At 60.0% G+C, this 24,482-nt stretch carries 19 protein-coding genes; 13 read left to right on the top strand and 6 right to left on the bottom strand.

Annotation, left to right across the window (positions count from 1 at the left end; all coding sequences use genetic code 11):
• Positions 1–119: 119 nt before the first annotated feature.
• Genes rsmA through C7534_RS08725 form a run of 4 tightly spaced genes read right to left on the bottom strand, consistent with a single transcriptional unit; the run spans position 120 to position 6,016 of the window.
• On the bottom strand, positions 120–938 hold the full coding sequence (rsmA, locus tag C7534_RS08740; protein WP_109785550.1) for a 16S rRNA (adenine(1518)-N(6)/adenine(1519)-N(6))-dimethyltransferase RsmA: 819 nt from the start codon (positions 936–938) through the stop codon (positions 120–122).
• The gene (pdxA, locus tag C7534_RS08735) at positions 935–1,924 is read right to left on the bottom strand and encodes a 4-hydroxythreonine-4-phosphate dehydrogenase PdxA (protein ID WP_046029996.1); all 990 of its coding nucleotides are present in this window, start codon (positions 1,922–1,924) and stop codon (positions 935–937) included. The genes rsmA and pdxA overlap by 4 nt, the downstream gene beginning before the upstream one ends.
• Positions 1,921–3,237, bottom strand: a complete 1,317-nt coding sequence (gene surA / locus C7534_RS08730; RefSeq protein WP_109785766.1) for a peptidylprolyl isomerase SurA — start codon at positions 3,235–3,237, stop codon at positions 1,921–1,923. The genes pdxA and surA overlap by 4 nt, the downstream gene beginning before the upstream one ends.
• Positions 3,218–6,016, bottom strand: coding sequence for an LPS-assembly protein LptD (locus tag C7534_RS08725; RefSeq protein ID WP_109785549.1), 2,799 nt, complete (start codon positions 6,014–6,016; stop codon positions 3,218–3,220). The genes surA and C7534_RS08725 overlap by 20 nt, the downstream gene beginning before the upstream one ends.
• Before the next feature lie 130 nt (positions 6,017–6,146).
• Between C7534_RS08725 and C7534_RS08720 the strand changes: the two genes are divergently transcribed.
• Genes C7534_RS08720 through C7534_RS08710 form a run of 3 tightly spaced genes read left to right on the top strand, consistent with a single transcriptional unit; the run spans position 6,147 to position 8,603 of the window.
• Positions 6,147–7,166 (top strand): aminoglycoside phosphotransferase family protein, encoded by a 1,020-nt coding sequence (locus tag C7534_RS08720; RefSeq protein ID WP_109785548.1) that lies wholly within the window; start codon positions 6,147–6,149, stop codon positions 7,164–7,166.
• On the top strand, positions 7,163–7,834 hold the full coding sequence (gene murU / locus C7534_RS08715) for an N-acetylmuramate alpha-1-phosphate uridylyltransferase MurU (protein WP_109785547.1): 672 nt from the start codon (positions 7,163–7,165) through the stop codon (positions 7,832–7,834). Before C7534_RS08720 ends, murU begins: the two co-directional genes overlap by 4 nt.
• 1 nt (position 7,835) lies before the next feature.
• The gene (locus tag C7534_RS08710) at positions 7,836–8,603 is read left to right on the top strand and encodes a TerB family tellurite resistance protein (RefSeq protein WP_109785546.1); all 768 of its coding nucleotides are present in this window, start codon (positions 7,836–7,838) and stop codon (positions 8,601–8,603) included.
• A gap of 123 nt (positions 8,604–8,726) precedes the next feature.
• Here the strand turns inward: C7534_RS08710 and C7534_RS08705 are convergent, their stop codons facing one another.
• Complete coding sequence (locus C7534_RS08705) at positions 8,727–9,719, bottom strand: alpha/beta hydrolase family protein (RefSeq protein ID WP_109785545.1); 993 nt, start codon at positions 9,717–9,719, stop codon at positions 8,727–8,729.
• A 73-nt stretch (positions 9,720–9,792) separates the two neighbouring features.
• Between C7534_RS08705 and C7534_RS08700 the strand changes: the two genes are divergently transcribed.
• The 10 genes from C7534_RS08700 to trpE all read left to right on the top strand — a co-directional run bounded on the left by C7534_RS08700 (position 9,793) and on the right by trpE (position 22,253).
• Positions 9,793–12,189 (top strand): PAS domain-containing sensor histidine kinase, encoded by a 2,397-nt coding sequence (locus C7534_RS08700; RefSeq protein ID WP_109785544.1) that lies wholly within the window; start codon positions 9,793–9,795, stop codon positions 12,187–12,189.
• A 46-nt stretch (positions 12,190–12,235) separates the two neighbouring features.
• Positions 12,236–12,889, top strand: coding sequence for a response regulator (locus C7534_RS08695; protein ID WP_175648964.1), 654 nt, complete (start codon positions 12,236–12,238; stop codon positions 12,887–12,889).
• 323 nt (positions 12,890–13,212) lie between these two features.
• Complete coding sequence (locus C7534_RS08690; protein ID WP_046030013.1) at positions 13,213–14,337, top strand: ABC transporter ATP-binding protein; 1,125 nt, start codon at positions 13,213–13,215, stop codon at positions 14,335–14,337.
• Between the two features lie 48 nt (positions 14,338–14,385).
• The gene (locus C7534_RS08685; protein ID WP_046030014.1) at positions 14,386–15,429 is read left to right on the top strand and encodes an ABC transporter substrate-binding protein; all 1,044 of its coding nucleotides are present in this window, start codon (positions 14,386–14,388) and stop codon (positions 15,427–15,429) included.
• Between the two features lie 207 nt (positions 15,430–15,636).
• A complete protein-coding gene (locus C7534_RS08680) occupies positions 15,637–16,884 on the top strand; it encodes an ABC transporter permease (RefSeq protein WP_046030015.1) in 1,248 nt (415 codons plus the stop codon).
• A gap of 12 nt (positions 16,885–16,896) precedes the next feature.
• A complete protein-coding gene (locus C7534_RS08675) occupies positions 16,897–17,721 on the top strand; it encodes an ABC transporter permease (protein WP_027926741.1) in 825 nt (274 codons plus the stop codon).
• 224 nt (positions 17,722–17,945) lie between these two features.
• Positions 17,946–19,094: an iron-containing alcohol dehydrogenase gene (locus C7534_RS08670; RefSeq protein ID WP_046030018.1), complete on the top strand. Its 1,149-nt coding sequence runs from the start codon at positions 17,946–17,948 to the stop codon at positions 19,092–19,094.
• A gap of 116 nt (positions 19,095–19,210) precedes the next feature.
• On the top strand, positions 19,211–19,885 hold the full coding sequence (rpe, locus tag C7534_RS08665; protein ID WP_109785543.1) for a ribulose-phosphate 3-epimerase: 675 nt from the start codon (positions 19,211–19,213) through the stop codon (positions 19,883–19,885).
• On the top strand, positions 19,882–20,700 hold the full coding sequence (locus C7534_RS08660; RefSeq protein WP_046030020.1) for a phosphoglycolate phosphatase: 819 nt from the start codon (positions 19,882–19,884) through the stop codon (positions 20,698–20,700). The genes rpe and C7534_RS08660 overlap by 4 nt, the downstream gene beginning before the upstream one ends.
• 71 nt (positions 20,701–20,771) lie before the next feature.
• Positions 20,772–22,253 carry an anthranilate synthase component I gene (gene trpE / locus C7534_RS08655; protein ID WP_109785542.1) on the top strand — a complete coding sequence of 494 codons (1,482 nt, stop codon included), beginning with the start codon at positions 20,772–20,774 and terminating at the stop codon, positions 22,251–22,253.
• Between the two features lie 172 nt (positions 22,254–22,425).
• On the opposite strand, the gene estP is transcribed toward trpE, so the two are convergent.
• Complete coding sequence (gene estP, locus C7534_RS08645; protein ID WP_109785541.1) at positions 22,426–24,336, bottom strand: esterase EstP; 1,911 nt, start codon at positions 24,334–24,336, stop codon at positions 22,426–22,428.
• Positions 24,337–24,482: the final 146 nt, after the last annotated feature.

Below are 24,482 nucleotides of genomic sequence, written 5' to 3'. Positions count from 1 at the left end.
GAGGCCTTAAAAACGAAGCGGGACGCGGGGCTTAGCTGATGGAGTTCAGTCTAGGCCAAGTATCGGGTAGTAAACCAGACATCGCGTCTGGCGTCCTACCCGATAACGCTCGTCACCTGTCAGTCGGCGGCGGGTTTGTTCAGGACTTGTTCGCTGAGCTTGTCGGCCAGGCGCACGAAAGCGGCCAGGTCGAGCTGCTCGGGACGCAGGCTGCCATCGACGCCAGCCGCTTCGATCTCGGCATTGCTCAGGAGCAACTTGAGGGTGTTGCGCAGGGTCTTGCGGCGCTGGTTGAACGCTTCGCGAACGACGCGTTCCAGCAGTTTGTGGTCTTTGGCCGGATGCGGCAATACCGCGTGTGGCACCAGGCGCACAATGGCCGAATCAACTTTTGGCGGCGGATTGAATGCGCCCGGTCCGACGTTGAACAGATGCTCAACCCGGCAGTGGTACTGAACCATGATCGACAGGCGGCCCCAGTCACCGCCACCAGGACCCGCCGCCATGCGCTCGACCACTTCTTTTTGCAGCATGAAGTGCATGTCGCGGATCAGGCTGGCGTTGTGCAACAGGTGAAAAATCAGCGGTGTAGAGATGTTGTACGGCAGGTTGCCGACCACGCGCAGACTGCCCGGCGCGGCATTCAGGCTGTTGAAGTCGAACTTCAGGGCGTCACCCTGATGCAGGCTGAAGTTGCTCCTGCCGGCGAACTGCTGATTGAGGATCGGGACCAGGTCCTTGTCCAGTTCCACTACGTCCAGCTGGGCGCCGCTGTTGAGCAGGCCCTGAGTCAGCGCACCCTGGCCCGGGCCGATTTCCAATACGCGGTCTTCGGCTTTGGCATGGATGGAGCGCAGGATGCGGTCGATAACACCGGCATCGTGCAGGAAGTTCTGGCCAAAGCGTTTGCGCGCCTTGTGTTGGTAATGCTCGGTCATAAACGGGTCTCGGCCATCTGGTAGGCGGTTTCCAGGGCGACTTGCAGGCTGCCGGTGTCGATTCTGCCACTGCCGGCCAGATCCAGGGCGGTGCCGTGGTCGACTGACGTGCGGATGATCGGCAAGCCGAGGGTCACGTTGACTGCCGCGCCGAAGCCTTTGTATTTCAGCACAGGCAGCCCCTGGTCGTGGTACATCGCCAGCACCGCGTCGCAGTGCTCCAGATATTTGGGGGTAAACAGAGTGTCGGCGGGCAGGGGGCCGCGAAGGTCCATGCCTTCACCGCGCAGGCGCTCTAATGTAGGTTCGATGATGTCGATTTCTTCATGGCCCAGGTGTCCGCCTTCGCCGGCATGCGGGTTAAGCCCGCAGACCAGGATGCGTGGCTGGGCGATGCCGAATTTGTCTTGCAGGTCGGCATGCAGGATTCGTGTGACCCGCTCCAGACGCTCCGGTGTGATTGCATCGGCAATCTCGCGAAGGGGCAGGTGAGTGGTGACCAGTGCCACGCGCAATCCGCGGGTGGCAAGCATCATCACCACTTGGGCGGTATGGGTCAGGTCAGCGAGAAACTCCGTGTGCCCGGAAAAGGCAATGCCGGATTCGTTGATCACGCCCTTGTGCACGGGGGCGGTGATCATGCCGGCGAAGTGCCCGTCCAGGCAGCCTTGGCCCGCGCGGGTCAGGGTTTCCAGGACGAAAGCGGCATTGGCCTTGTCCAGTTGGCCGGCGGTGACCGGTGCATTGAGCGGTGTATCCCAGACATACAGGCTGTTGGCGGGTGCGGGTACATCCGGCCAACTGTCCGGGGTGACCGGCAATACATCGACAACCACACCCAGCTGCGCGGCCCGCTCAAGGAGCAGGTCGCGGCTGGTAATGGCAATCAGGGGGTGTGGCTGGGCTTGCGAGGCGAGCAGCAGGCACAGGTCAGGGCCTATGCCGGCCGGTTCGCCGGGTGTCAGCGCGAAACGCTTGGGTTTCACTGCGCTGCCTGGTCTGCACCAGGAAGTTTGATCTCTACGTACGCTTCGTCACGGATCTGACGCAGCCAGGTTTGCAGCTCTTCGTCGTATTTGCGGTTACGCAGTACGGTCATCGCCTGTTGCTCACGAGCCTGGGCAGTGCTGTCAGTGGCGCGACGGCCAAGGACTTCCAGAACGTGCCAGCCGTATTGGGTCTGGAATGGCTTGGACAACTGACCTTGTGGGGTCTTGGCCATCACTTCGCGGAATTCCGGTACCAGTGCGTTCGGGTCGACCCAGTTCAGGTCACCGCCGTTGAGGGCGGAACCCGGGTCTTCCGAGTAGCTCTTCGCCAGTTCGCTGAAATCTTCCCCCGCCTCGATGCGCGAGTAGAGCGACTGAGCCAGAGCCTTGGTTTTGGCTTCATCGCGGATCGGACTTGGTTTGACCAGGATGTGGCGCACGTGCACTTCGTCGCGTACCTGGGTCTGGCCGCCACGCTTTTCGAGGATCTTCAGGATGATGAAGCCGCCCGGTGTGCGCATCGGTTGTGTGACTTCGCCAATGGACATCGAGCTCAGCATGCGATCGAACGGAGGGGGCAATTGAGCGGCTTTACGCCAGCCCATGTCGCCGCCTTCCAGTGCGGTTTCGCTGGCGGATTTGGCGATTGCCAACTGACTGAAGTCAGCGCCTTGCTTGAGCTGCTGGTAAATCGAATCGGCCTGCTTGGCGGCATTCTGAATCGCATCGGAGTTGGCGCTTTCCGGTGTCGGGATCAGGATGTTGGCCAGGCGGAACTCTTCGGACAGTTGCATCTTGCCGAGGTCGGACGCGAGGAAGTTCTTCACTTCCTGTTCCGACACCTGGATGCGCTCGGCCACACGACGCTGACGCACACGGCTGATGACCATTTCACGGCGAATCTGTTCACGGGCGTCGTCGTAAGACAGGCCGTCATGAGTCAGGGCCGCGCGGAATTGATCCACCGACATGTTATTGCGCTGGGCAATGGTGCCAACCGCCTGGTTCAGTTCTTCATCGGTAATGCGGATGCCCGAACGTTCGCCGATCTGCAGTTGCAGGTTTTCGACGATCAGACGCTCAAGCACCTGCTGCTCCAGCACGCTGGCTGGTGGCACGGCAGTGCCGCGCTTGGCAATGGTTTGCTGAACTTCACGGACGCGTTGGTCCAGTTGGCTCTGCATGACCACGTCGTTGTCGACGATGGCCACCACTTTATCGATGGACTGTACGGCGGCGTTGGCCGCAGTACCCAGGAACAGCGCGCCCAGCAAGAGCGGGCGCAGACAATCAGAAAGCTTGGTCTTCACGTTCACGATAACCTTGGATGCCTTTGTCGAGGAAACTCTCTACTTTGGCGCCGGTGAGGCCGCCGAGTCCCTTCAGAACAATTTGGAGGAAGACGCCGTGGTCGCCTTTTTCGTTTTGTGGAGCCTGCTGACTGAACTCGTCATAGGAAACCCAGTAACGGTTGATCAGGCGCAGTTTCCAGCAGCAGTTGTCGTACTCGAAACCACCGAAGGCTTCCAGGGTACGGTCACGGTTGTAGTCATACTGCCAGCGGCTGATGGCGTTCCATTGAGGCACGATCGGCCAGATAACCGAAAAGTCGTGCTGCTCGATCTTGTAGTAGTCCTTCACGTAGCCAGGCTGGCCAGGGGTGCCATAGTCACCGCCACCCACGGACCACTTACCGGTGTTCTGGTCATAACGGACCTGGTCATTGCGATAGCGATAGCCGGCGTTGATGACTTTGTTCGGGTTGTCCTCAGGCTGGTAGTGGAACATCGCGCTGCCCGAGCGAGGGCTGCGGCTGTCCGGGTCCCAGTTGTAGTCGGCCGTGGTGCGCCAATCGCGGTTCCAGCGGTATTCGTATTCCAGTGCGTAAGGCGAAACATTTGACTGCGCATCGGTGCGGGTTTTTGCGTCGATACCCGGCAACTGGACTTCGCGATCCTTGAAGTACAAGGCCTGGCCTACGCTGATGCGCTGACGTTCGAAACCATCGTCTTCGATCCAGCGGTTGGTGACGCCCAGCGACAGCTTGTTCTCGTCGCCGACACGGTCGGACCCGGAGAAGCGGTTGTCACGGAACAGCGACGCGTAGTTGAAGGTGTATTCACTGGTGTCGAAAACAGGAATGTCTTCCTGGTCCACTTCTGGCACATAGAGGTAGTACAGGCGCGGCTCAAGGGTCTGGCGATAGTTCTTGCCGAACCATTGGGTGTTGCGATCGAAGTACAAGCCACTGTCGATACTGGCAATCGGTACGCCACGGTTTTGACTGTTGTCGAAAGTACCGTTGAGCTTGTCCACCTCTGGGGTCTGTGCAGCAATCTGAGACTTGCCGATGCTGTCGAGGTCCAGTTGGTACTGCGTGTACTGGTACTTGAGCTTTGGCGTCAGGAAACCATACGTCGTGCTCATTGGCAGACTCATAGAGGGTGCCAGGTTAAGACGATCACCGGTGGCACGTGCCAGGCCTTGAACGTTGGTGTCCAGGCGCGGCGACACATTGCCGTCCTCGTCGGTGAACGTGCCGTTTTCCAGGTCACGGTCAAACCGCACGATTTCTGTGTCGTACGCGAAATTGAGCCCGCCGGGATGATTTGGCAAAGCACCATTGAAAGTGATCTGCGGCAAACGATCATACGGCGTGATGTTGGAAACGGTCGCCAGCTGATAGGCCTGAGCGTTGATACGGGCGACATAGTCGTCGCCACGGTAGGTGACCGAGCCTTGCTGATTCACGTAGTCGGCGCTTTTTACACCGATCTGGTCAGTCTGCAGATCCTGGAAGTAATACGGATCGCTGATCTTGGTGTAATCGACCTGCGTGAGCACTCGCGAGTCGAGACCGCCCTTGTGCTGCCAGTTATACATGTAGCGGTCTTTCTGGTAGTCGGTCTGCTTGCTGCGATCGGTATCTTCGTCGTTGAGGTACGCAGCACCGAACTGACCTTCGCTGGACTTGGTCAGGTAGCGGAATTCGCCTTCCATCAGCAAGCCATGCTTTTCCATGTAGCGCGGGTACAACGTGGCATCATAGTTCGGTGCCAGGTTGAAGTAATACGGTGTGACCAGCATGAAGCCGGTATCGCTGCCGGTGCCGATGGTCGGCGGCAGGAAGCCGGACTGGCGGCGGTCGTCGATCGGGAAGTAGATGTACGGCGTGTACAGGACAGGAATGTCCTTGACCCGCAATGTCACGTTGGTCGCGGTGCCGAAGCCGGTCGCCGGGTTCAGGGTGATGTTGTTACCCTTTAGCTGCCAGGCGTTGCTGTTCGGTTCGCAGGTGGTGTACGTACCATCCTTGAGGCGGATGATCGCGTTTTCCGCACGTTTGGCGTACAGCGCGTTACCGCGGATGCGGGATTTGTGCATCACGTATTCGGCGTTGTCGACCTTGGCTTCACCGGTGTCGAGCTGCACATCGGCGTGGTCGCCGACGATCAGCGCGCCGTTGTCGCGAATACGCACGTCGCCATTGAGTTCGGCGCGGCTCTCGGCCTGATACAGGCTGGCCTCGTCGGACTCGACCTGCATGCTGCCCTGACGCAACACGACGTCTCCGGCCAGCGTGCCGACTTGATCTTCGGTGTTGTAGCGTGAGGCCTTGGCACCGATAAAGGTGGGCGCGTCACTTTTATTCGTCTTGTCATTCATGCCAGGACGAATCGGTTCGATATAGGAACCAGAGCAGTAAGGACCGGTTTCAGCCAATTGCGCGGCAGTGAGATTTTCGCGTGGCACCCAGTCGAGGTGGCTGTAATCTTCACTGCGCGACTTCATGCCGCGGCCTTTGGCCTCGGTAACGAGTGCGGGCTTGGCGCCGGTGTCTTCGCTGGAGCCGTTCTCGGCTGCGGCTTCGCCAGTGGCGGAAACTGCGCTGCCCTCATGGATGGGACGCGGTGGCAATGCCGCCGCCGGCGATTTTGGCGCACAGTCCCAGGAGCCCGAAGCAGAGACTGAGCAGTCATACTGTTCCGCGGCGACCACGAATGAAGTGGCTAGGGGTTGCAGGGCCAGCAGACTGCCGGTAACCAACAACGGAAATTTTTTACGAAACGCGGGGGATTTCAATGCCATCTTATTAGTCCGGGCTTCCTGCGTGCCATCTGCCCGCGGTGTGGGCCGCACGCCTCTCGATGGTCTGAAAAAGATGCTGGATAATAAAGCATGACCCGCTTGACGGCTAGCGCCGTCGGAGACCCTTGCAATGCCTGACCAAGATGTACGTTTGCAACACCTGAAAGTTTGGCTCGATGAGCAGTTGGCGATTCTCTTTGCAGAAGAAGGTTGGGGCGTCGTACCCCCGGCCACACTGACTGCGGCCAGTAGTGACGCGAGTTTTCGGCGCTATTTTCGCTGGGAAGGCGAGGGCAAAAGCTTCATCGTGATGGACGCTCCGCCGCCCCAGGAAAACTGCAAACCCTTCGTGGATATCGCTTTTTTGCTGGCGAAATCCGGAATAAATGTGCCGAAAATTTATGCCGAAGACCTTGAGCGCGGTTTTCTTTTGCTCAATGACCTGGGCAACAAGACTTACCTGGACGTGATCGACAGCGAAAACGCCGACGATTTGTTCAACGACGCCCTGCAAGCGTTGTTGGCTTTTCAGCAGTTGCCGATGGTGGCGCCGTTGCCGAGTTACGACGTCGCGCTGCTGCGTCGCGAGCTGGAGTTGTTCCCTGACTGGTACGTCAAACACGAACTGGGCATCGAGTTCGATGCTGCGCAGAAAGTGCTGTGGCAGCAGGTCAGCGATCTGCTGATCGACAGCGCTCTGGCGCAGCCCAAAGTCCTGGTGCACCGCGACTACATGCCACGCAACCTGATGCTCAGCGAACCGAACCCGGGTGTGCTGGATTTCCAGGACGCGGTGTATGGTCCCGTGACCTACGACGTGACCTGCCTGTTCAAGGACGCCTTCCTCAGCTGGCCTGAAGAGCGTGTGCGCGGCTGGCTTGAAAATTACTGGCAGCAAGCTGCTGCGCTCGACATTCCGGTTCAACCGGACTTCGAGGATTTCCTGCGTGCCAGCGACCTGATGGGCGTGCAACGTCACTTGAAAGTCATCGGCATCTTCGCCCGCATTTGCCATCGTGACGGCAAGCCGCGCTACCTGGCCGACGTGCCGCGCTTCTTTGCTTATATAGAGGCGGTGATCGCCCGCCGTCCTGAACTGGCGGAACTGGATGTACTGCTCGCCAGTCTGCGCGCCGGAGTCCATGCATGAAGGCAATGATTCTGGCCGCAGGCAAAGGCGAGCGCATGCGCCCGCTGACCCTGACCACTCCCAAGCCGCTGGTTCGCGCTGGCGGCGTGCCGCTGATCGAGTATCACCTGCACGCCCTGGCGGCAGCCGGTTTTACCGAGATCGTAATCAACCATGCCTGGCTCGGTCAGCAGATCGAAGATTATCTGGGCGACGGTTCGCGCTACGGCGTCAGCATTGCGTACTCGCCCGAAGGTGAGCCGCTGGAAACCGGTGGCGGGATTTTCCGGGCACTGCCATTGCTGGGTGACGATGCGTTTGTCGTGGTCAACGGTGACATCTGGACCGACTACGACTTCAGCGTGCTGCACCAGCCCATTGCCGGGCTGGCTCACCTGGTATTGGCAAACAACCCGGCCCATCACCCGGTCGGCGATTTCACGTTGGCCGACGGGCACGTGAGCGATGGCCAACCGGGCGCAGCAACCCTGACTTACAGCGGCATCGCAGTGCTGCATCCGCAGTTGTTCGAGGGGTGTTCGGACGGGGCTTTCAAGCTCGCGCCGCTGTTGCGCAAAGCCATGGCAGAGGAGCAAGTCAGCGGTGAGCGGCTCAAAGGCCTGTGGGTGGATGTCGGCACGCACGAACGCCTGGCCGAAGTTGAAACACTGATAGAAGCGAGCCGCTGAGATGTTGTGGCCAGGGACTCTGATCGGAGCCGGAGCTGGTTTTGCCATAGCCAGCATTCCGGGGGCCATGCTCGGTGCCTTATTGGGGCAGGCGCTGGATCGGCGCTTGCACCTGCAAAGCGTTGGGCATTTGCTGGAAAAGCTCGGCGGTCGTCCGATGCTGCGCAACGATGAGCTGCTGTTCGTGTTGTTGGGGCGGTTGGCGAAGTGCGATGGTCGGGTGGTGGAGGGTCACATCCAGCAGGCTCGCCAAGAGATGCGCTCTTTGGACATGTCTGATTCGGCGCAGCGGCGTGCCATTGCCGCGTTCAATCGGGGCAAGTCGGGGAATGACCGGTTACGCGGCTATCTGCGGCGCCTGAGTGCTCAGCCTCATGCAGCAGAAGGTGTCTTGCGCGCCTGTTGGCGGATGGTCTGGGCCGATGGCCGGGCCGGTCACCGCGAGCGCGAGCTGATTGCCCAGTGGGGGAAGTGGCTGGGCTGGACGCCGCACCAGGTTCAGGCGCTGGCGACCGATTATGAGCAGCACAAACGGCCACAGGTCAGCAACGCCATTACCTATCAGGATGCGTTGCGGCTTTTGGGCGTGTCGACCACCAGTGAGCCAGCGCAGATCAAGCGCGCGTATCGGCGCCTGCTGAGTCGCCATCACCCGGACAAGATTGCCGGCAGCGGGGCGACGGCATTGCAGGTTCGCGAGGCAACGGACAAGACGCGTGATCTGCACACGGCTTACACGTTGATTCGTGAGCGGCGGGATTTTCGTTAGCAGGAAAGAGATCTGTCGCCGGTGATGCCGCGATCGCGGGCAAGCCACGCTCCCACAATGGACCTGTGTTCGCAGGTTGAAATGTGGGAGTGAGCCTGCCCGCGAATCGGGCGATGCGGTCTGTCAGTCCGCCGCGTTTTGCGGATTCAACCAGCCGCGCACCCGGCGCACCAGTTGCTCTTGCTCCGCCTTGGCATCGCCGGGCAATGCCTTGAGCGAAACCTGGCTGAACGCCGATGCCTTCAAACGCTTGCTGGCCTGCAAACGCTCCAGCGCTGCGTTGCGATCCGCTACTTTGTCCTTATAGAACAGATCAGCCGTCGGCAGCTTCAACGTCGGCGTCAATTCGGCCAGCTCAGGCTTCGCCGCAACCGGCGTCTGGGCGGCGACCATCACAAATTTTTCCACTTGCGAGGGCTGCTTCTCACTCAAGTAGCGCGCGGCCCAGTAAGCGCCCGTACCATGGCCCAGCACGACAATGCTGCGGGCGCTTTGTTGATCGGCATAGGCAATGGCGGCGTCGATACGCGCGAAGATTCGTTCGGCGTCGGCCTTGGCTTGCTCCTCGCTGGTTTCGGCGATGGCCTTGTCCGCCACGTCTGCTTCACCGCCAGCAGCCTGCTCGATCGGGGCTGCGGTGGTGGAGTCTTTGCTGACGGCTTCCGGCACTTTAGGTGCCGGCGCGACTTCGACGATGCGAGGTGCAATGGCGTCGCTTTGCAAGTCGGGCAAGGTGATACTCAGGCTGCTCCATTGGGCGTTGGGCAATTGACGGCGCAATGGGCCGATTGCTTGAGGCCAGTCAACTGTTTCGCCGGCGCCAGGGATGATAATCACTGCGCCCTTGGGCTCGGCGGTATTGGCCGGCTTCCACAAGGCGAGAAAATTGTCGGTGCCGGCTTGCATTTGTTGCTGTTCCTGAGCAGGGATTTTTCGCTCAAGTGCTGTCGCTTCTTCCTGACTACGCTCAAGCAATGGCTGGCGTTCGACCGGTTTTTCTTCTGCGGGTTTTTCTTCAACGACAGGCGCCGGGTCGGCGGCCTCGACAGAAAAGGCACAAGGCAGGATCAGCGACAGGCACAATGCTGGCAGTGCCAGGCGGTAGACAGGGGGCATCGGATATTCCAGGCCAGAAGTGATTCCGGCAGCCTAATGGGTTAGTCAGTGTTTGTCAGTGTGTGAGACTTCGATGATGCGTTTTCGCTGCCTGTGGGTTATCGGCTGTTTATGGTTTCCCTTGATGGGGTGGGCGGGGTCTGCACCACCGACCCATGTCGCACGGCTATCACCTGTGCAACAGCAATGGCTGGCCACCCATGATGAATTGCGGGTCGGCGTGGTGTTGCAGGCCCCGTATGCTCAATATGATCGGCGCTTGCAACGGCTGTCAGGGGTTAACATCGAGTTGATGAAGTGGCTGGCCCAGGCCCTCAATGTTGAGCTGCGCTGGCGCAATTTTCCTGATGTCGCACAACTGGAAGACGCCGCGCGCGAGGGGGAAGTCGACATCGCGGTAGGGTTGACTCAAACCCCGGCCGGTTTGCGGCTTTGGCAATTTACCGACCCGTACATGCGGGTGCCGCAACTGGTGGTCAGCGATCAGAAAGGCACCGGTGTCGTGGAGTTGGAGAAGCTCGACAGCCAGACCCGCGTAGCGGTGCGCATGCCCAGCGCGACCGCCGATTATCTGCGCAGCAATTACCCGCATCTGAATCTGCAAGGCGTACCGATCGAGCGCCAGGCGCTGCAATTGTTGCTGAGTCAGCAGGCCGGCTACGCGGTGGTCGATGAAGCACAGCTGGGGCGTTTGATTGCTGAACCCGAATTCGCCGGGCTGGTCGTGGTGGGCGATATCGGCTTGCCGCAATTGCTGCGAGTGGCCACTCGCCGGGATTGGCCTGAGCTGGCCGGCATCGTCGAAAGTGCGCTGCGGGCAATCCCGGCAAAAGACCTGGAGCAACTGCACAACCAATGGCTGCAGCCCAAGTATCCAAGGTTCTCCGAGTCCCCGGGTTTCTGGCAAAACCTCTGTCTGCTGCTCGCCGTGGTGATGCTGAGCAGCATGGCCGTGGTGATCTGGCAGCGGCGCCAACAACACAGTCTGGAGCAGCGCCTGTTGGCCGCGCGCGAAGACATTGCCCTGCGTGAGGCCAGCGAAGAAGCGCTGCGCCTGACGCAGTTTTCCATCGATCAGAGCACCGTCGGTATTCTCTGGGTCAACTGGGACAGCCATGTGCGTTACGCCAACCGCGCCGCAGAAACCATGCTCGGCTACCCACCGGGCGGGATCATTGATCGGCCGCTGATCGACTTCGAGCCTGGTTTGCACATGGATCGCTGGCTGAACTTATGGAAGCGCGCACGGGCCAGCGAGGACGGACCGCAAAGTTTCGAAACCCAGTGCGTGCGGGCCGATGGCAGCATTTTGCCGACGGATGTTTCGTTGAGCTTTATGCGCTTCCGTGATGGCGAATACCTGGTGGTCTACCTCAATGACGTCACCGAGCGTCGTCGGGCATTGGCCGCGTTGCAGGAAAGCGAGGCCCGGTTGCAGGGGATCGCTGCCAACGTTCCCGGGCTGGTCTTTCGCCTGGAGCGCGCGCTGGTGACAGGGCAAATCGACTTTGCCTACATCAGTGAAGGCAGTGAAAGCCTGGTAGGGTACTCGCCGGCTACCCTGGCCCATCGCGACAAAGGCTTGCGCAGCCTGGTACACCCGGACGACAAGGCGAGCTATCACCAGACTCAGGACCTTGCGCTCGATACTGACAGCGACTGGTCGTGGCAAGGACGGATCCTGACCCGTTCGGGTGAACAGCGTTGGGCCGAAATCAAAGCCATCACCCGTCGGCTCGAAGACGGCACCTATGTCTGGGACGGTATCGTCTGGGACATCAGCGAGAGCAAGCGTATTGAGCTGGAACTCGCCAGCTCCCGCGAGCAGTTGCGCGAGTTGTCTGCCCATCTGGAGAGCGTGCGCGAAGAGGAAAAGGCCCGTATCGCCAGGGAAGTCCACGACGAACTGGGTCAGATGCTGACCGTGCTCAAACTGGAAACGTCCATGTGCGAATTGGCCTACGCCCAACTCGACCCGGGTCTGAACGAACGCTTGAACAGCATGAAGCGCTTGATCGCCCAGCTGTTCCAATTGGTGCGCGACGTGGCCACGGCGCTGCGACCACCGATCCTGGATGCCGGGATCGCGTCTGCCATCGAATGGCAGGCCCGGCGTTTCGAGGCGCGCACACAGATCCCTTGTTTGGTGCAGGTGCCGGACAATCTGCCACTGCTCAGCGATGCGAGGGCAATTGGTTTGTTCCGGATCCTTCAGGAGGCCCTGACCAATGTCATGCGTCATGCCCAGGCGCATACTGTCGAACTGTCATTGTCGCTGGACGGCGACGAGTTGTGTCTGACGGTCAGCGATGATGGCGTAGGATTTGTCGCCGCGACCGGCAGGCCGACCTCCTTCGGGATTGTCGGCATGCGTGAGCGGGTGTTGATCATGGGCGGGCAGTTGTCGCTTGAAAGTGAACCGGGTGAAGGCACCACCCTGAGTGTGCGCGTGCGGGTGGATGAAGTTTGAAGAATAGGTGTTGGTTGTATTGACGCCTTCGCGAGCCTGCTCGCGAATGATCTTGAATCTGGAGAAGACTGTGATCCGTGTACTGGTAGCTGAAGACCACACCATCGTTCGCGAAGGCATCAAGCAATTGATTGGCCTGGCCAAGGACTTGCTGGTGGTGGGGGAGGCGAGCAATGGCGAACAGTTGCTCGAGACCTTGCGGCATGTGCCCTGCGAGGTGGTATTGCTGGATATCTCCATGCCGGGCGTCAATGGCCTGGAAGCGATTCCGCGCATTCGTGCACTAAACAATCCACCCGCCATCCTGGTGCTGTCGATGCACGACGAAGCACAAATGGCCGCCCGGGCGTTGAAGGTCGGCGCTGCGGGGTATGCGACCAAGGACAGCGATCCGGCCCTGCTGCTGACGGCGATCCGCAAAGTGGCGGCGGGCGGGCGCTATATCGATCCGGACCTCGCCGACCGCATGGTGTTCGAAGTCGGCCTGACCGATTCACGGCCATTGCATTCATTGCTTTCAGAGCGCGAGTTTTCGGTGTTCGAACGTCTTGCCCAAGGCGTTAACGTCAATGACATCGCCCAGCAATTGGCACTGAGCAACAAAACCATCAGCACCCACAAGGCGCGGCTGATGCAAAAGCTCAACATCACGTCCCTGGCGGAACTGGTGAAGTACGCGATGGAACACAAACTCCTCTAAACCCCGCCGCGAACCCTTTAGGAGCAAGGCTTGCCCGCGATGGCGTCCTTGAAATCGTCATCGCGAGCAAGCTTTGCTCCTGCAAGACAAACGCGGTGGCATATCCATTTACGACACCCCGCCAACCTGCTTTTGCCAGTCCTTGCGGCTTGTAGCCGACCGCTTGCCGCTGCGTTTGCCAAAACGCGCCATCCTTGTAGGGCAATCCCTACCCCCAAACTTCCATCCGGCTGAGGCGATTCTCTCCTGCACCCCGATTTGCGTGGTCGGCAGGGTCCACTAGGCTTAGTCCCACAGCAGTCATCAATAACAAAGGTGTGGGTATGAGCCAGGTCGATTCAAGCGCAGGGGCCAGCGATATTCTGGTCAGCTTTCGTGGAGTGCAAAAAAGCTACGACGGCGAGAACCTGATCGTCAAAGACCTCAACCTGGACATTCGCAAAGGCGAATTCCTCACCTTGCTCGGGCCGTCCGGCTCCGGCAAGACCACCAGCCTGATGATGCTCGCCGGTTTCGAAACCCCGACCGCGGGCGAAATCCTGTTGGCCGGGCGCGCCATCAATAACGTGCCGCCGCACAAGCGCGACATTGGCATGGTGTTCCAGAACTACGCATTGTTCCCGCACATGACGGTCGCCGAGAACCTCGCGTTCCCGTTGACCGTGCGCGGTCTGAACAAGAGCGATGTCAGCGACAAGGTCAAGCGCGTCCTGAGCATGGTGCAACTCGACGCCTTTGCTCAACGTTATCCGGCGCAACTGTCCGGCGGTCAGCAACAGCGTGTGGCGTTGGCCCGTGCGTTGGTGTTTGAGCCGCAACTGGTGCTGATGGACGAACCGCTCGGCGCACTCGACAAACAACTGCGCGAACACATGCAGATGGAGATCAAGCACCTGCATCAACGCCTCGGTGTGACCGTGGTCTACGTGACCCACGACCAGGGCGAAGCCCTGACGATGTCTGACCGGGTTGCGGTGTTCCATCAAGGTGAAATTCAACAGATCGCACCGCCGCGTACGCTTTACGAAGAACCGAAAAACACCTTCGTCGCCAACTTCATCGGCGAGAACAACCGCCTCAACGGCCGCTTGCATAGCCAGACCGGCGACCGCTGCATCGTTGAACTGGGTCGCGGCGAGAAGGTTGAAGCGCTGGCGGTCAACGTCGGCAAGACCGGCGAACCCGTCACCCTGTCGATTCGCCCCGAGCGTATCAGCCTCAATGGTTCCAGCGAGTCATGCGTCAATCGCTTCTCAGGGAGGGTGGCGGAATTCATCTATCTGGGCGACCACGTCCGGGTTCGCCTGGAAGTCTGCGGCAAGACTGACTTCTTCGTGAAACAACCGATTGCCGAGCTCGATCCCGCGCTGGCTGTCGGCGACGTGGTACCGCTTGGCTGGCAGGTCGAACACGTTCGCGCGCTCGACCCACTTTTAGAGGCGAACTGATCGCCCCGGCTTCAACAACACCAACCCTGCACGTGGAGAGAACAATAAATGTTGAGATCCCTGAAATTCACCGCTCTGGCACTGGGCATGATGGGGGCGGCAAGCGCAATGGCTGCCGGCCCGGACCTGACCGTGGTGTCCTTTGGCGGGGCGAACAAGGCTGCGCAGGTCAAAGCCTTCTACGCACCGTGGGAAGCGGCAGGCAACGGCAAGATCGTGGCGGGCGAGTACAACGGTGAGATGGCCAAGGTCAAAGCCATGGTCGACACCAAGAGCGTGTCCTGGGACCTGGTCGAAGTTGAATCGCCAGAACTGTCCCGTGGTTGTGACGAAGACATGTTCGAGCAGCTGGATCCGAAGTTGTTCGGCAAAACCGAAGACTACGTCAAAGGCGCCATCCAGCCATGCGGCGTAGGCTTCTTCGTGTGGTCGACCGTGCTGGCCTACAACGCCGATAAACTCGCTTCCGCGCCAACCAGCTGGGTGGATTTCTGGGACACCAAGAAATTCCCGGGCAAACGTGGCCTGCGTAAAGGCGCCAAGTACACCCTGGAATTCGCTCTGATGGCCGACGGCGTTGCGCCGAAAGACGTCTACAAAGTGCTGGCCGGCAAAGATGGTCAGGACCGCGCGTTCAAGAAGCTCGATGAACTCAAGCCAAGCATCCAGTGGTGGGAAGCTGGCGCACAACCGCCGCAGTACCTCGCCTCCGGTGACGTGGTCATGAGTTCGGCCTACAACGGCCGGATCGCTGCCGTGCAGAAAGAAAGCAACCTGAAAGTCGTGTGGAATGGCGGCATCTACGACTTCGACGCATGGGCGATTCCAAAAGGCCTGGACAAGGCACGCGCTGAAGCGGCGAAGAAGTTCATCGCTTTCTCGGTGATGCCACAGCAGCAGAAGACCTACTCGGAAAACATCGCTTACGGCCCGGCCAACACCCAAGCCGTTCCGTTGCTGTCCAAGGATGTCCTGAAAGACATGCCGACCACCCCGGAAAACATCGCCAACCAGGTGCAAATCGACGTCAGCTTCTGGGCTGACAACGGCGAGCAACTGGAGCAGCGTTTCAACTCCTGGGCTGCAAAATAAGACCACCCTGTGGGCTTATCCACTCCTGTAGGAGCAAGGCTTGCCCGCGATGAAGGTGTGTCATTCAACATTCATGTTGAATGTGCCGACGCTATCGCGGGCAAGCCATGCTCCTACAGGGGCGATGTGTAGCTAACAAGAACAGAGGTGGCCTCCCTTACAGGGAGCGCCTGCCTCTGTAACGATCAAAGATTTCCGGAGTACGCCATGGCCACCGCCATTCCCCTGAACGCGGGCACTGACCCCACCTTGAAGCAGCGACTCAAGCACGCCGAGCGGGTCAACCGCTGGAAAGCCCAGGCCTTGATCGCGCCCTTGGTGCTGTTTCTGTTGCTGGTGTTCCTGGTGCCCATCGTGGCGCTGCTCTACAAAAGCGTGGGCAACCCGGAAGTGGTCGGCGGCATGCCGCGCACCGTGTCGGCCATCGCCAGCTGGGACGGCCGAGGCTTGCCCGCTGAACCGGTATACAAAGCGGCCAGCGAAGACCTCGCCGAAGCCCGCAAGAATCAAACCCTGGGCGATTTGTCCAAGCGCCTGAACATGGAATTGGCCGGCTATCGCAGCCTGCTGACCAAAACGGCTCGCGCCTTGCCGTTCGCCACCGAACCGACCTCCTATAAAGAAGCGCTGGAAGGTCTCGACGAGCGTTGGGGTGATCCAGCCTACTGGCAGGCGGTACGCCGCAACGTCAGCAGCATTACGCCTTACTACTTGCTGGCGGCTGTCGATCATCGCATCGATGACCTCGGCGAAATTGCCCCGGCCACGCCCGACCAGGCGATCTACCTCGATATTTTCGCCCGGACTTTCTGGATGGGGCTGATCATCACGGCCATTTGCCTGGTGCTGGCGTATCCACTGGCCTACCTGCTGGCGAACCTGCCTTCGCGTCAAAGCAACCTGTTGATGATTCTGGTGCTGCTGCCGTTCTGGACCTCGATCCTGGTGCGTGTTGCGGCATGGATCGTGTTGTTGCAATCGGGCGGCCTGATTAACAGCGGCCTGATGGCCATGGGCATCATCGATAAACCGCTGGAGCTGGTGTTCAACCGTGTCGGCGTCTACATCTCGATGGTGCACATTCTGCTGCCGTTCATGATCCTGCCGATCTACAGCGTGATGAAAGGCATCTCGCCCACCTACATGCGTGCCGCGATTTCCCTCGGCTGCCATCCGTTTGCAAGCTTCTGGCGGGTGTACTTCCCGCAGACCTATGCCGGTGTCGGCGCCGGTTGCCTGTTGGTGTTCATCCTCGCCATCGGCTACTACATCACCCCGGCATTGCTGGGCAGCCCGAACGATCAGATGGTCAGCTACTTCGTCGCCTTCTACACCAACACCAGCATCAACTGGGGCATGGCGACCGCACTCGGCGGCCTGCTGCTCCTGGCGACGGTGGTGCTTTATCTGATTTACAGCTGGCTGGTGGGCGCCAGCCGCCTGCGCCTGAGCTAAGGGGAGAACGAAATGCTGAGTCCTTATATGTCGCCCGTCGAGCGGGTGTGGTTCTACAGTTTGCGGATTCTCTGCGGCTTGATTCTGTTGTTCCTGATTCTGCCGGTGCTGGTGATCATTCCGCTGTCGTTCAACTCAGGCAGTTTCCTGGTGTACCCGCTGCAAGGCTTTTCGCTGCACTGGTATCAGGACTTCTTCGCCTCGGCCGAATGGATGCGCGCACTGAAGAACAGCATCATTGTTGCCCCGGCGGCGACGGTGCTGGCGATGGTCTTCGGCACACTCGCGGCGATTGGCCTGACACGCGGCGATTTTCCTGGCAAGGCGCTGGTCATGGCACTGGTGATTTCGCCGATGGTGGTGCCGGTGGTGATCATTGGCGTGGCGAGTTACCTGTTCTTTGCCCCGCTCGGATTGGGCAACAGCTTCTTCTCGCTGATCGTGGTGCACGCGGTGTTGGGTGTGCCGTTTGTGATCATCACCGTGTCGGCGACGTTGCAGGGCTTCAACCATAACCTGGTGCGTGCCGCTGCAAGCCTCGGTGCATCGCCGCTGACCGCGTTTCGCCGGGTGACGTTGCCGCTGATTGCGCCGGGCGTGATTTCGGGGGCGCTGTTTGCCTTCGCAACCTCGTTCGATGAAGTGGTGGTGACGTTGTTCCTCGCCGGTCCCGAGCAAGCCACCCTGCCACGGCAGATGTTCAGCGGGATCCGCGAAAACCTCAGCCCGACCATCGCCGCCGCAGCGACGCTGTTGATCGCCTTCTCGGTGATCCTGCTGCTGACCCTGGAATGGCTGCGCGGTCGCAGCGAAAAACTGCGCACCGCCCAGGTCTAAGATTTCACACCGATGATCGTTCCCACGCTCCGCGTGGGAATGCAGCCCAAGACGCTCTGCGTCCCGTTTCGAGCCGAACGCAGAGTGTCCGTTGAAGCATTCCCACGCAGAGCGTGGGAACAATCGGAATGGCCACTCGGTTATTCACGACCTGAATAGCAGACAAACCCCAATCCCCAGCTACTATTGTGCCCAGCTCCCCTACCTATAAGAGGCTGCGCACGATGAGTCTTTCCTCTTTCAAAATCGCTCACAAACTGATCACCGGCGCAGGTGCCATCGAGCAGCTCGCCGCTGAACTGACGCGTCTGGATGTCGATAACCCGCTGATTGTCACTGACGCGGCGCTGGTCAAGTCCGGCACGGTCGAACTGGCGCTGGCACAGCTGGGGGACCGGACCTACGAGATATTTGATCGGGTGCTGCCAGACCCGGAAATCGCGATCGTCGAAGATTGCATGCGGGTGTATCGCGACGGCGGGCATGACGGCTTGATCGGTCTGGGCGGCGGCAGTGCCATCGACATTGCCAAGAGCGTGGCGGCGTATGCCGGTTACCACGGCGCGCTGGAAGATTTGTTCGGCATCGACCAGGTGCCGCGCAAAGGGCCGCCGCTGATCGCGATCCCGACCACCGCCGGCACCGGCTCTGAAGTCACCAACGTGGCGATCCTTTCCGACAAGGTCGCGCAGCTGAAAAAAGGCATCGTCAGCGACTATCTGTTGCCGGACGTGGCGCTGGTCAGCCCGCAAATGACCCTGACTTGCCCGCGCGGTGTCACCGCTGCCAGCGGCGTCGATGCGCTGGTGCATGCCATTGAATCCTACCTGTCCGTCAACGCTTCGCCGATCACCGACGCCCTCGCCATCGGCGCCATCAAACTGATCGCCAAGGCGCTGCCCAAGGCCTATGCCAATCCGTCCAACCTGCAAGCCCGCGAAGACATGGCCACCGCCAGCCTGATGGCCGGCATGGCATTCGGTAATGCCGGGGTCGGCGCGGTGCATGCGTTGGCGTATCCGCTGGGCGGACGTTTCAACATCGCCCACGGCGTCAGCAACGCCTTGCTGCTGCCCTATGTCATGACCTGGAACAAGATGGCCTGCGTCGAACGCATGCAGGATATTGCCGAGGCCATGGGGGTGAAGACCGCTCATCTGAGTGCCAACGAAGCAGCAGATAAAGCCGTGGAGGCGATGACCGGGTTGTGCGCTGCGGTGGAAATTCCGCAGGGGCTGCGCAGCTTCGGCGTTCCCGAAGACGCCATCCCGGCGATGGCCGCAGAAGCGGCGGGGATCGAGCGCCTGATGCGCAACAATCCGCGCAAATTGAGCGCCGTCGATATCGAGAAAATCTATCGGGCGGCGTACTAGAGCTCCTCGTGACTTATTGATCGAAGGCAGCCCCAATCATCGCGGTCACAGTGCGCGCGCCAAAGTATGAGGTATACAATGCGCGCCATCGTGATTCTGCTCAAAAAAGGTGCGTCATGCAGCCCTTCGTCATTGCTCCGTCGATTCTCTCCGCCGACTTCGCCCGCCTGGGTGAAGAAGTGGACAACGTCCTGGCCGCCGGCGCCGACTTCGTGCACTTCGATGTCATGGACAACCACTACGTACCGAACCTGACCATTGGCCCGATGGTGTGCGCTGCGTTGCGCAAATACGGCGTGACCGCGCCGATCGACGCGCACCTGATGGTCAGCCCGGTGGACCGTATCGTCGGTGACTTCATCGAAGCCGGCGCGACTTACATCACCTTCCACCCGGAAGCCTCGCAGCACGTCGACCGCTCGCTGCAATTGATCCGCGAGGGCGGCTGCAAGTCGGGCCTGGTGTTCAACCCGGCGACCCCGCTCGACGTGCTCAAGTACGTGATGGACAAGGTCGACATGATCTTGCTGATGAGCGTCAACCCGGGCTTCGGCGGGCAGAAGTTCATTCCCGCCACCCTCGACAAACTGCGTGAAGCACGGGCGTTGATCGATGCCTCCGGGCGTGACATTCGCCTGGAAATCGACGGCGGCGTGAACGTGAACAACATTCGTGAAATCGCGGCGGCGGGGGCTGACACCTTCGTCGCCGGTTCGGCAATTTTCAACGCGCCGAACTATCAGGAAGTGATCGAGAAGATGCGCGCCGAGCTGGCGTTGGCTCGCCCATGAGTGGTTTTGAGCAGCTGTTCCCGGGGCGTCTGCCGCGGCTGGTGATGTTCGATCTGGATGGCACGCTGATCGATTCGGTCCCGGACCTCGCAGCGGCTGTGGATCACATGCTGCTCAAGCTGGGCCGCAAGCCTGCCGGCATCGAGTCGGTCCGTGAATGGGTCGGTAACGGCGCGCCGGTATTGGTGCGTCGTGCATTGGCGGGTGGCATCGAGCATGCGGCCGTCGATGACGTCGAGGCCGAACACGCGCTGGAAATTTTCATGCAGGCCTATGGCGCTAGCCATGAGCTGACCGTGGTCTATCCCGGTGTGCGCGACACCTTGAAGTGGCTGCACAAGCAGGGTGTCGAGATGGCGCTGATCACCAACAAGCCGGAGCGTTTCGTCGCGCCGCTGCTGGATCAGATGAAAATCGGCCGCTACTTCAAATGGATCATCGGCGGCGATACCCTGCCGCAGAAGAAACCCGATCCGGCCGCGCTGTTTTTCGTAATGAAAATGGCCAACATTCCGGCTTCGCAATCCTTGTTCGTCGGCGATTCGCGCAGCGATGTGCAGGCGGCAAAAGCGGCGGGGGTCAAGTGTGTGGCGCTCAGTTATGGCTACAACCATGGCCGGCCGATTGCCGAGGAATCGCCAGCGCTGGTCATCGACGATTTGCGCAAGCTAATTCCCGGTTGCCTGGATCCGGCCGCTGAGATAACGTTGCTCGACGCTGTTCAACCCCCTGCTGGAAACGCCATCGTGGTGGTCACTCGCAAACTCTGGATGAAAGTCATCAAGGCCCTGGCCCGCTGGCGTTGGCGCGCCTGACTTGTTCCTGGCCGGCATACCGGCGCGTTTGCATACCTGACTGTTAGACCCTCAAGCCACGAGGCTACCCCATGATCCGCGAAGAATTCCTGCGTTTGGCCGCTGCCGGCTACAACCGCATCCCGCTTGCCTGCGAAACCCTGGCTGACTTCGACACGCCGCTGTCGATCTACCTGAAACTGGCCGACGAGCCGAACTCCTACCTGCTGGAATCGGTTCAGGGCGGGGAGAAGTGGGGCCGTTATTCGATTATCGGCCTGCCATGCCGCACCGTTCTTCGGGTGCATGACCATCATGTCAGTGTGACCGTCGACGGTGTCGAGACCGAAAGCCACGACGTTGAAGACCCGCTGGCGTTTGTCGAAACCTTCAAGGCCCGTTACAACGTGCCGACCATCGCTGGTCTGCCACGTTTCAACGGCGGTCTGGTGGGCTATTTCGGTTATGACTGCGTGCGGTATGTGGAGAAGCGTCTGGGCAAATGCCCGAACCCGGATCCACTGGGCGTGCCGGACATTCTGCTGATGGTCTCCGATGCGGTGGTGGTGTTCGACAACCTCGCCGGCAAGATGCACGCGATTGTGCTCGCCGATCCGTCGCAGGCCGGTGCGTTCGAGCAAGGCCAGGAGCGTCTGGAAGAGCTGCTGGAAAAACTCCGTCAGCCGATCACGCCGCGCCGTGGCCTGGATTTCAGCAAGCAACAGTCGGCTGATCCGGTGTTCCGTTCGAGCTTCACCCAGGACGATTACGAAAAAGCTGTCGACACCATCAAGGAATACATCCTGGCCGGTGACTGCATGCAGGTCGTACCGTCCCAGCGCATGTCGATCGACTTCAAGGCTGCGCCGATCGATCTGTACCGGGCGCTGCGCTGCTTCAACCCGACGCCTTATATGTACTTCTTCAACTTCGGCGACTTCCATGTGGTCGGCAGTTCCCCGGAAGTGCTGGTGCGGGTCGAAGACAACCTGATCACCGTGCGCCCGATTGCCGGTACCCGTCCACGCGGGGCCAACGAAGAAGCCGATCTGGCGCTGGAAAAAGACCTGCTGTCCGATGACAAGGAAATCGCCGAGCACTTGATGCTGATCGACCTGGGTCGTAACGACACCGGTAGGGTCTCGGAAATCGGATCGGTGAAACTCACCGAGAAGATGGTCATTGAGCGTTATTCCAACGTGATGCACATCGTGTCCAACGTTACCGGGCAGTTGAAGGCCGGGCTGACGGCGATGGACGCGCTGCGGGCGATTCTGCCGGCCGGTACGTTGTCGGGTGCACCGAAGATTCGCGCGATGGAGATCATCGATGAGCTGGAACCGGTGAAGCGCGGTGTCTACGGCGGCGCGGTCGGTTACTTTGCCTGGAACGGCAACATGGACACGGCGATTGCGATCCGTACCGCCGTGATCAAGAACGGCGAACTGCACGTGCAGGCCGGTGGCGGCATCGTCGCCGACTCGGTCCCGGCGCTGGAATGGGAAGAAACCCTGAACAAACGCCGCGCAATGTTCCGTGCCGTAGCTTTGGCAGAACAGACCCCGGACGCCTGAGTTCACGCAATACCCCCTGTAGGAGCGAGCCTGCTCGCGATGACGGACTGACATTCACTATTGATGTCGACTGACACTCCGCTATCGCGAGCCGGCTCGCTCCCACATTGGATTTGCGGGCATAAAAAAACGCGGCGCCTGTGAGGGCGCCGCGTTTTTTATGACCTGCGATTTAGAAGTCCAGCGCAACGCCCACGTTGATGCCTTGTTGAGTGAAGTCGTCATCCTTGCGAATGACGTAGCTGGCGCGCAGTGCCAGGTCCTTGGTGAGGTTGTGGCTCACACCCAGGTTCACACGGTTCAGGTTGGTTTGCGGGGTGTAGCCTTCCAGCGTGAACTGATTGTTCGGCAGGCTGTTGAGGTGAATGGACACGTCCTGGGCGTCGTCGTTGTACTCACGCTCGTGAGCCACTTCGCCAAACACCTGGGTTTGTGGCGTGATCTGGTATTTGCCCTGCAAACCGATACCCAGGCGCCGGGAGATGCTCTCTTGATCGGCAAAGGTCAGCGCTGTGGCATCAGCGCCGTCTTCCGAGTAACCGTCGACCTTCACCTTGGCGAAATCAGCGCTGACAAAGGGCGACAGGTGCCAAGGACTGCTGGCTTGCAGCGCAATGTCATAACCGATGCGAGCGCTGAAGGCTTCGACGTAGCCACTGGTATCGCCTTTTTCACCGCGTTTATTGGCACCCAACTGGAATTTACGCTTGAGGCTGTCGTAATCCAGATGCCCGGCGGTCAACGCTGCGTCAGCCCATACGCGGTTTTCCTGGTACTGGGCGAATGCCGTGCCCATATACGTGTTGAGCTTGTAGTCGGAGTCGCTCGCACCGGCTTCGAGTTTCTGGTCATAGAAACCGGCGGCCACGCCGACGCGCCAAGCATCGTTGAGGCGGTAGCTGCCACCGATGTTCAGGTTGTAACCGTTACCGTCGGCGCTGACGACACTGTCCTGCCCGTCAAAGTCCTGATGCTGGCCACCGCCGGCAACAATGGCGCGCCATTGGCCGATGCCTTGCCAGTTTTCCCAATCGGCCAGCCATTGGTTGCGCAGTTCATCCTGATGCGCACGCAAGGTGCCTTGGGCCATTTGCGGCAATAGCGTCAGTTCCCACGGCGCCGCCAACAGCGAGTACGCGTAATCGGCAATCAGGCGCTGCCCGGTTTCGGTGGGGTGCACCGCGTCGTTGTAGATCAGCTTGGTCGGATCGGGTGTGGCGCTGTTGATGCCGTAACGGGCGTTTTCAGTGCAGCTGTTGCCGCTGAAGCAGGTGGCACTCAGGTTCTGGTCGGTGGCCAGGCCAAATTGCGCCGGGTTGGCGAACGTCTCTTTGAGCAGTACCGGAATGTTGAGCGGGATGATTTCAGCATTGATGTTCTGCAGTCGGCTGACCAGTTCGGTGTTGAACTGGGCGCTGAGCTGAGACGTGAATGCTTGCAGCGGGGAACCGTTGAATGCAGGGGTGAAGCCGATGTCGGGCAGCAGCCAGACCATGACGTAGCGGGCGCCGGCGCCTTGCAGCGTCTGCACGCTGTCGGCCAGTCGGTCGGCGGCGGCACTGGCTTGGGGCAGGCTGGTAACGCGACCTTGCAGGAAGTCGTTACCGCCACCCGACAGGTAATACAGTGCGTTCGGGTCGGCACGGAAGTTGTTCGACGGCAAGTATCCGGCACGGACACGAGCCCCCGTGTCGGACGTGGTGGTGATCGAATCGAGAATCTGATCGGTGCGATAACCGCCGACGGCCCAGTTATTACCATCGGGCTGGCCGTTGCTGGCGCGGACCGCCGAATTCGATGAGGCGGTCTGGTCCGCCGTGAACCCGAGTTTTCCACCCAGTATCTGCGTGGAGTTGAGTGAGCGGACTTCGCCGCTGCCATCCAGATAAACCGGCCCCGTCCGGTTGGTAAAGCGTTGTGTCGCCCCGGCAGGTCCGCCGGTGTCGGCAAAGGTCCCGGCGTCGTTGAGGCTGTCGCCGAAGACGACGAAACTGGTGTATGGATTCGGCGCGGCGTACGCCTGGGCGCAGGCCATTGCGAGCAAGCATCCTGCGAGCGGTACAAACAACGTCTGTTTGATCATGAGCAAGTCCGTTTATTTATTGTTTTAGGTGAACGAAACGACAGTACCAAAAACTTCCGGCCTTTTGCCATCCGTCGCGAAGCCTTTGATAGTTTCGCAAGCAGCAGCCCCGGCCATATTGCACGCTCTGCCCAGCTAAGTTACTG

Origin of the sequence: Pseudomonas sp. OV226 (assembly GCF_003148705.1) — a bacterium.
Classification (GTDB): Bacteria; Pseudomonadota; Gammaproteobacteria; order Pseudomonadales; family Pseudomonadaceae; genus Aquipseudomonas.
Note: the sequence above shows the minus strand (reverse complement) of the source record. Positions and strands in the feature narration are given on the sequence as shown.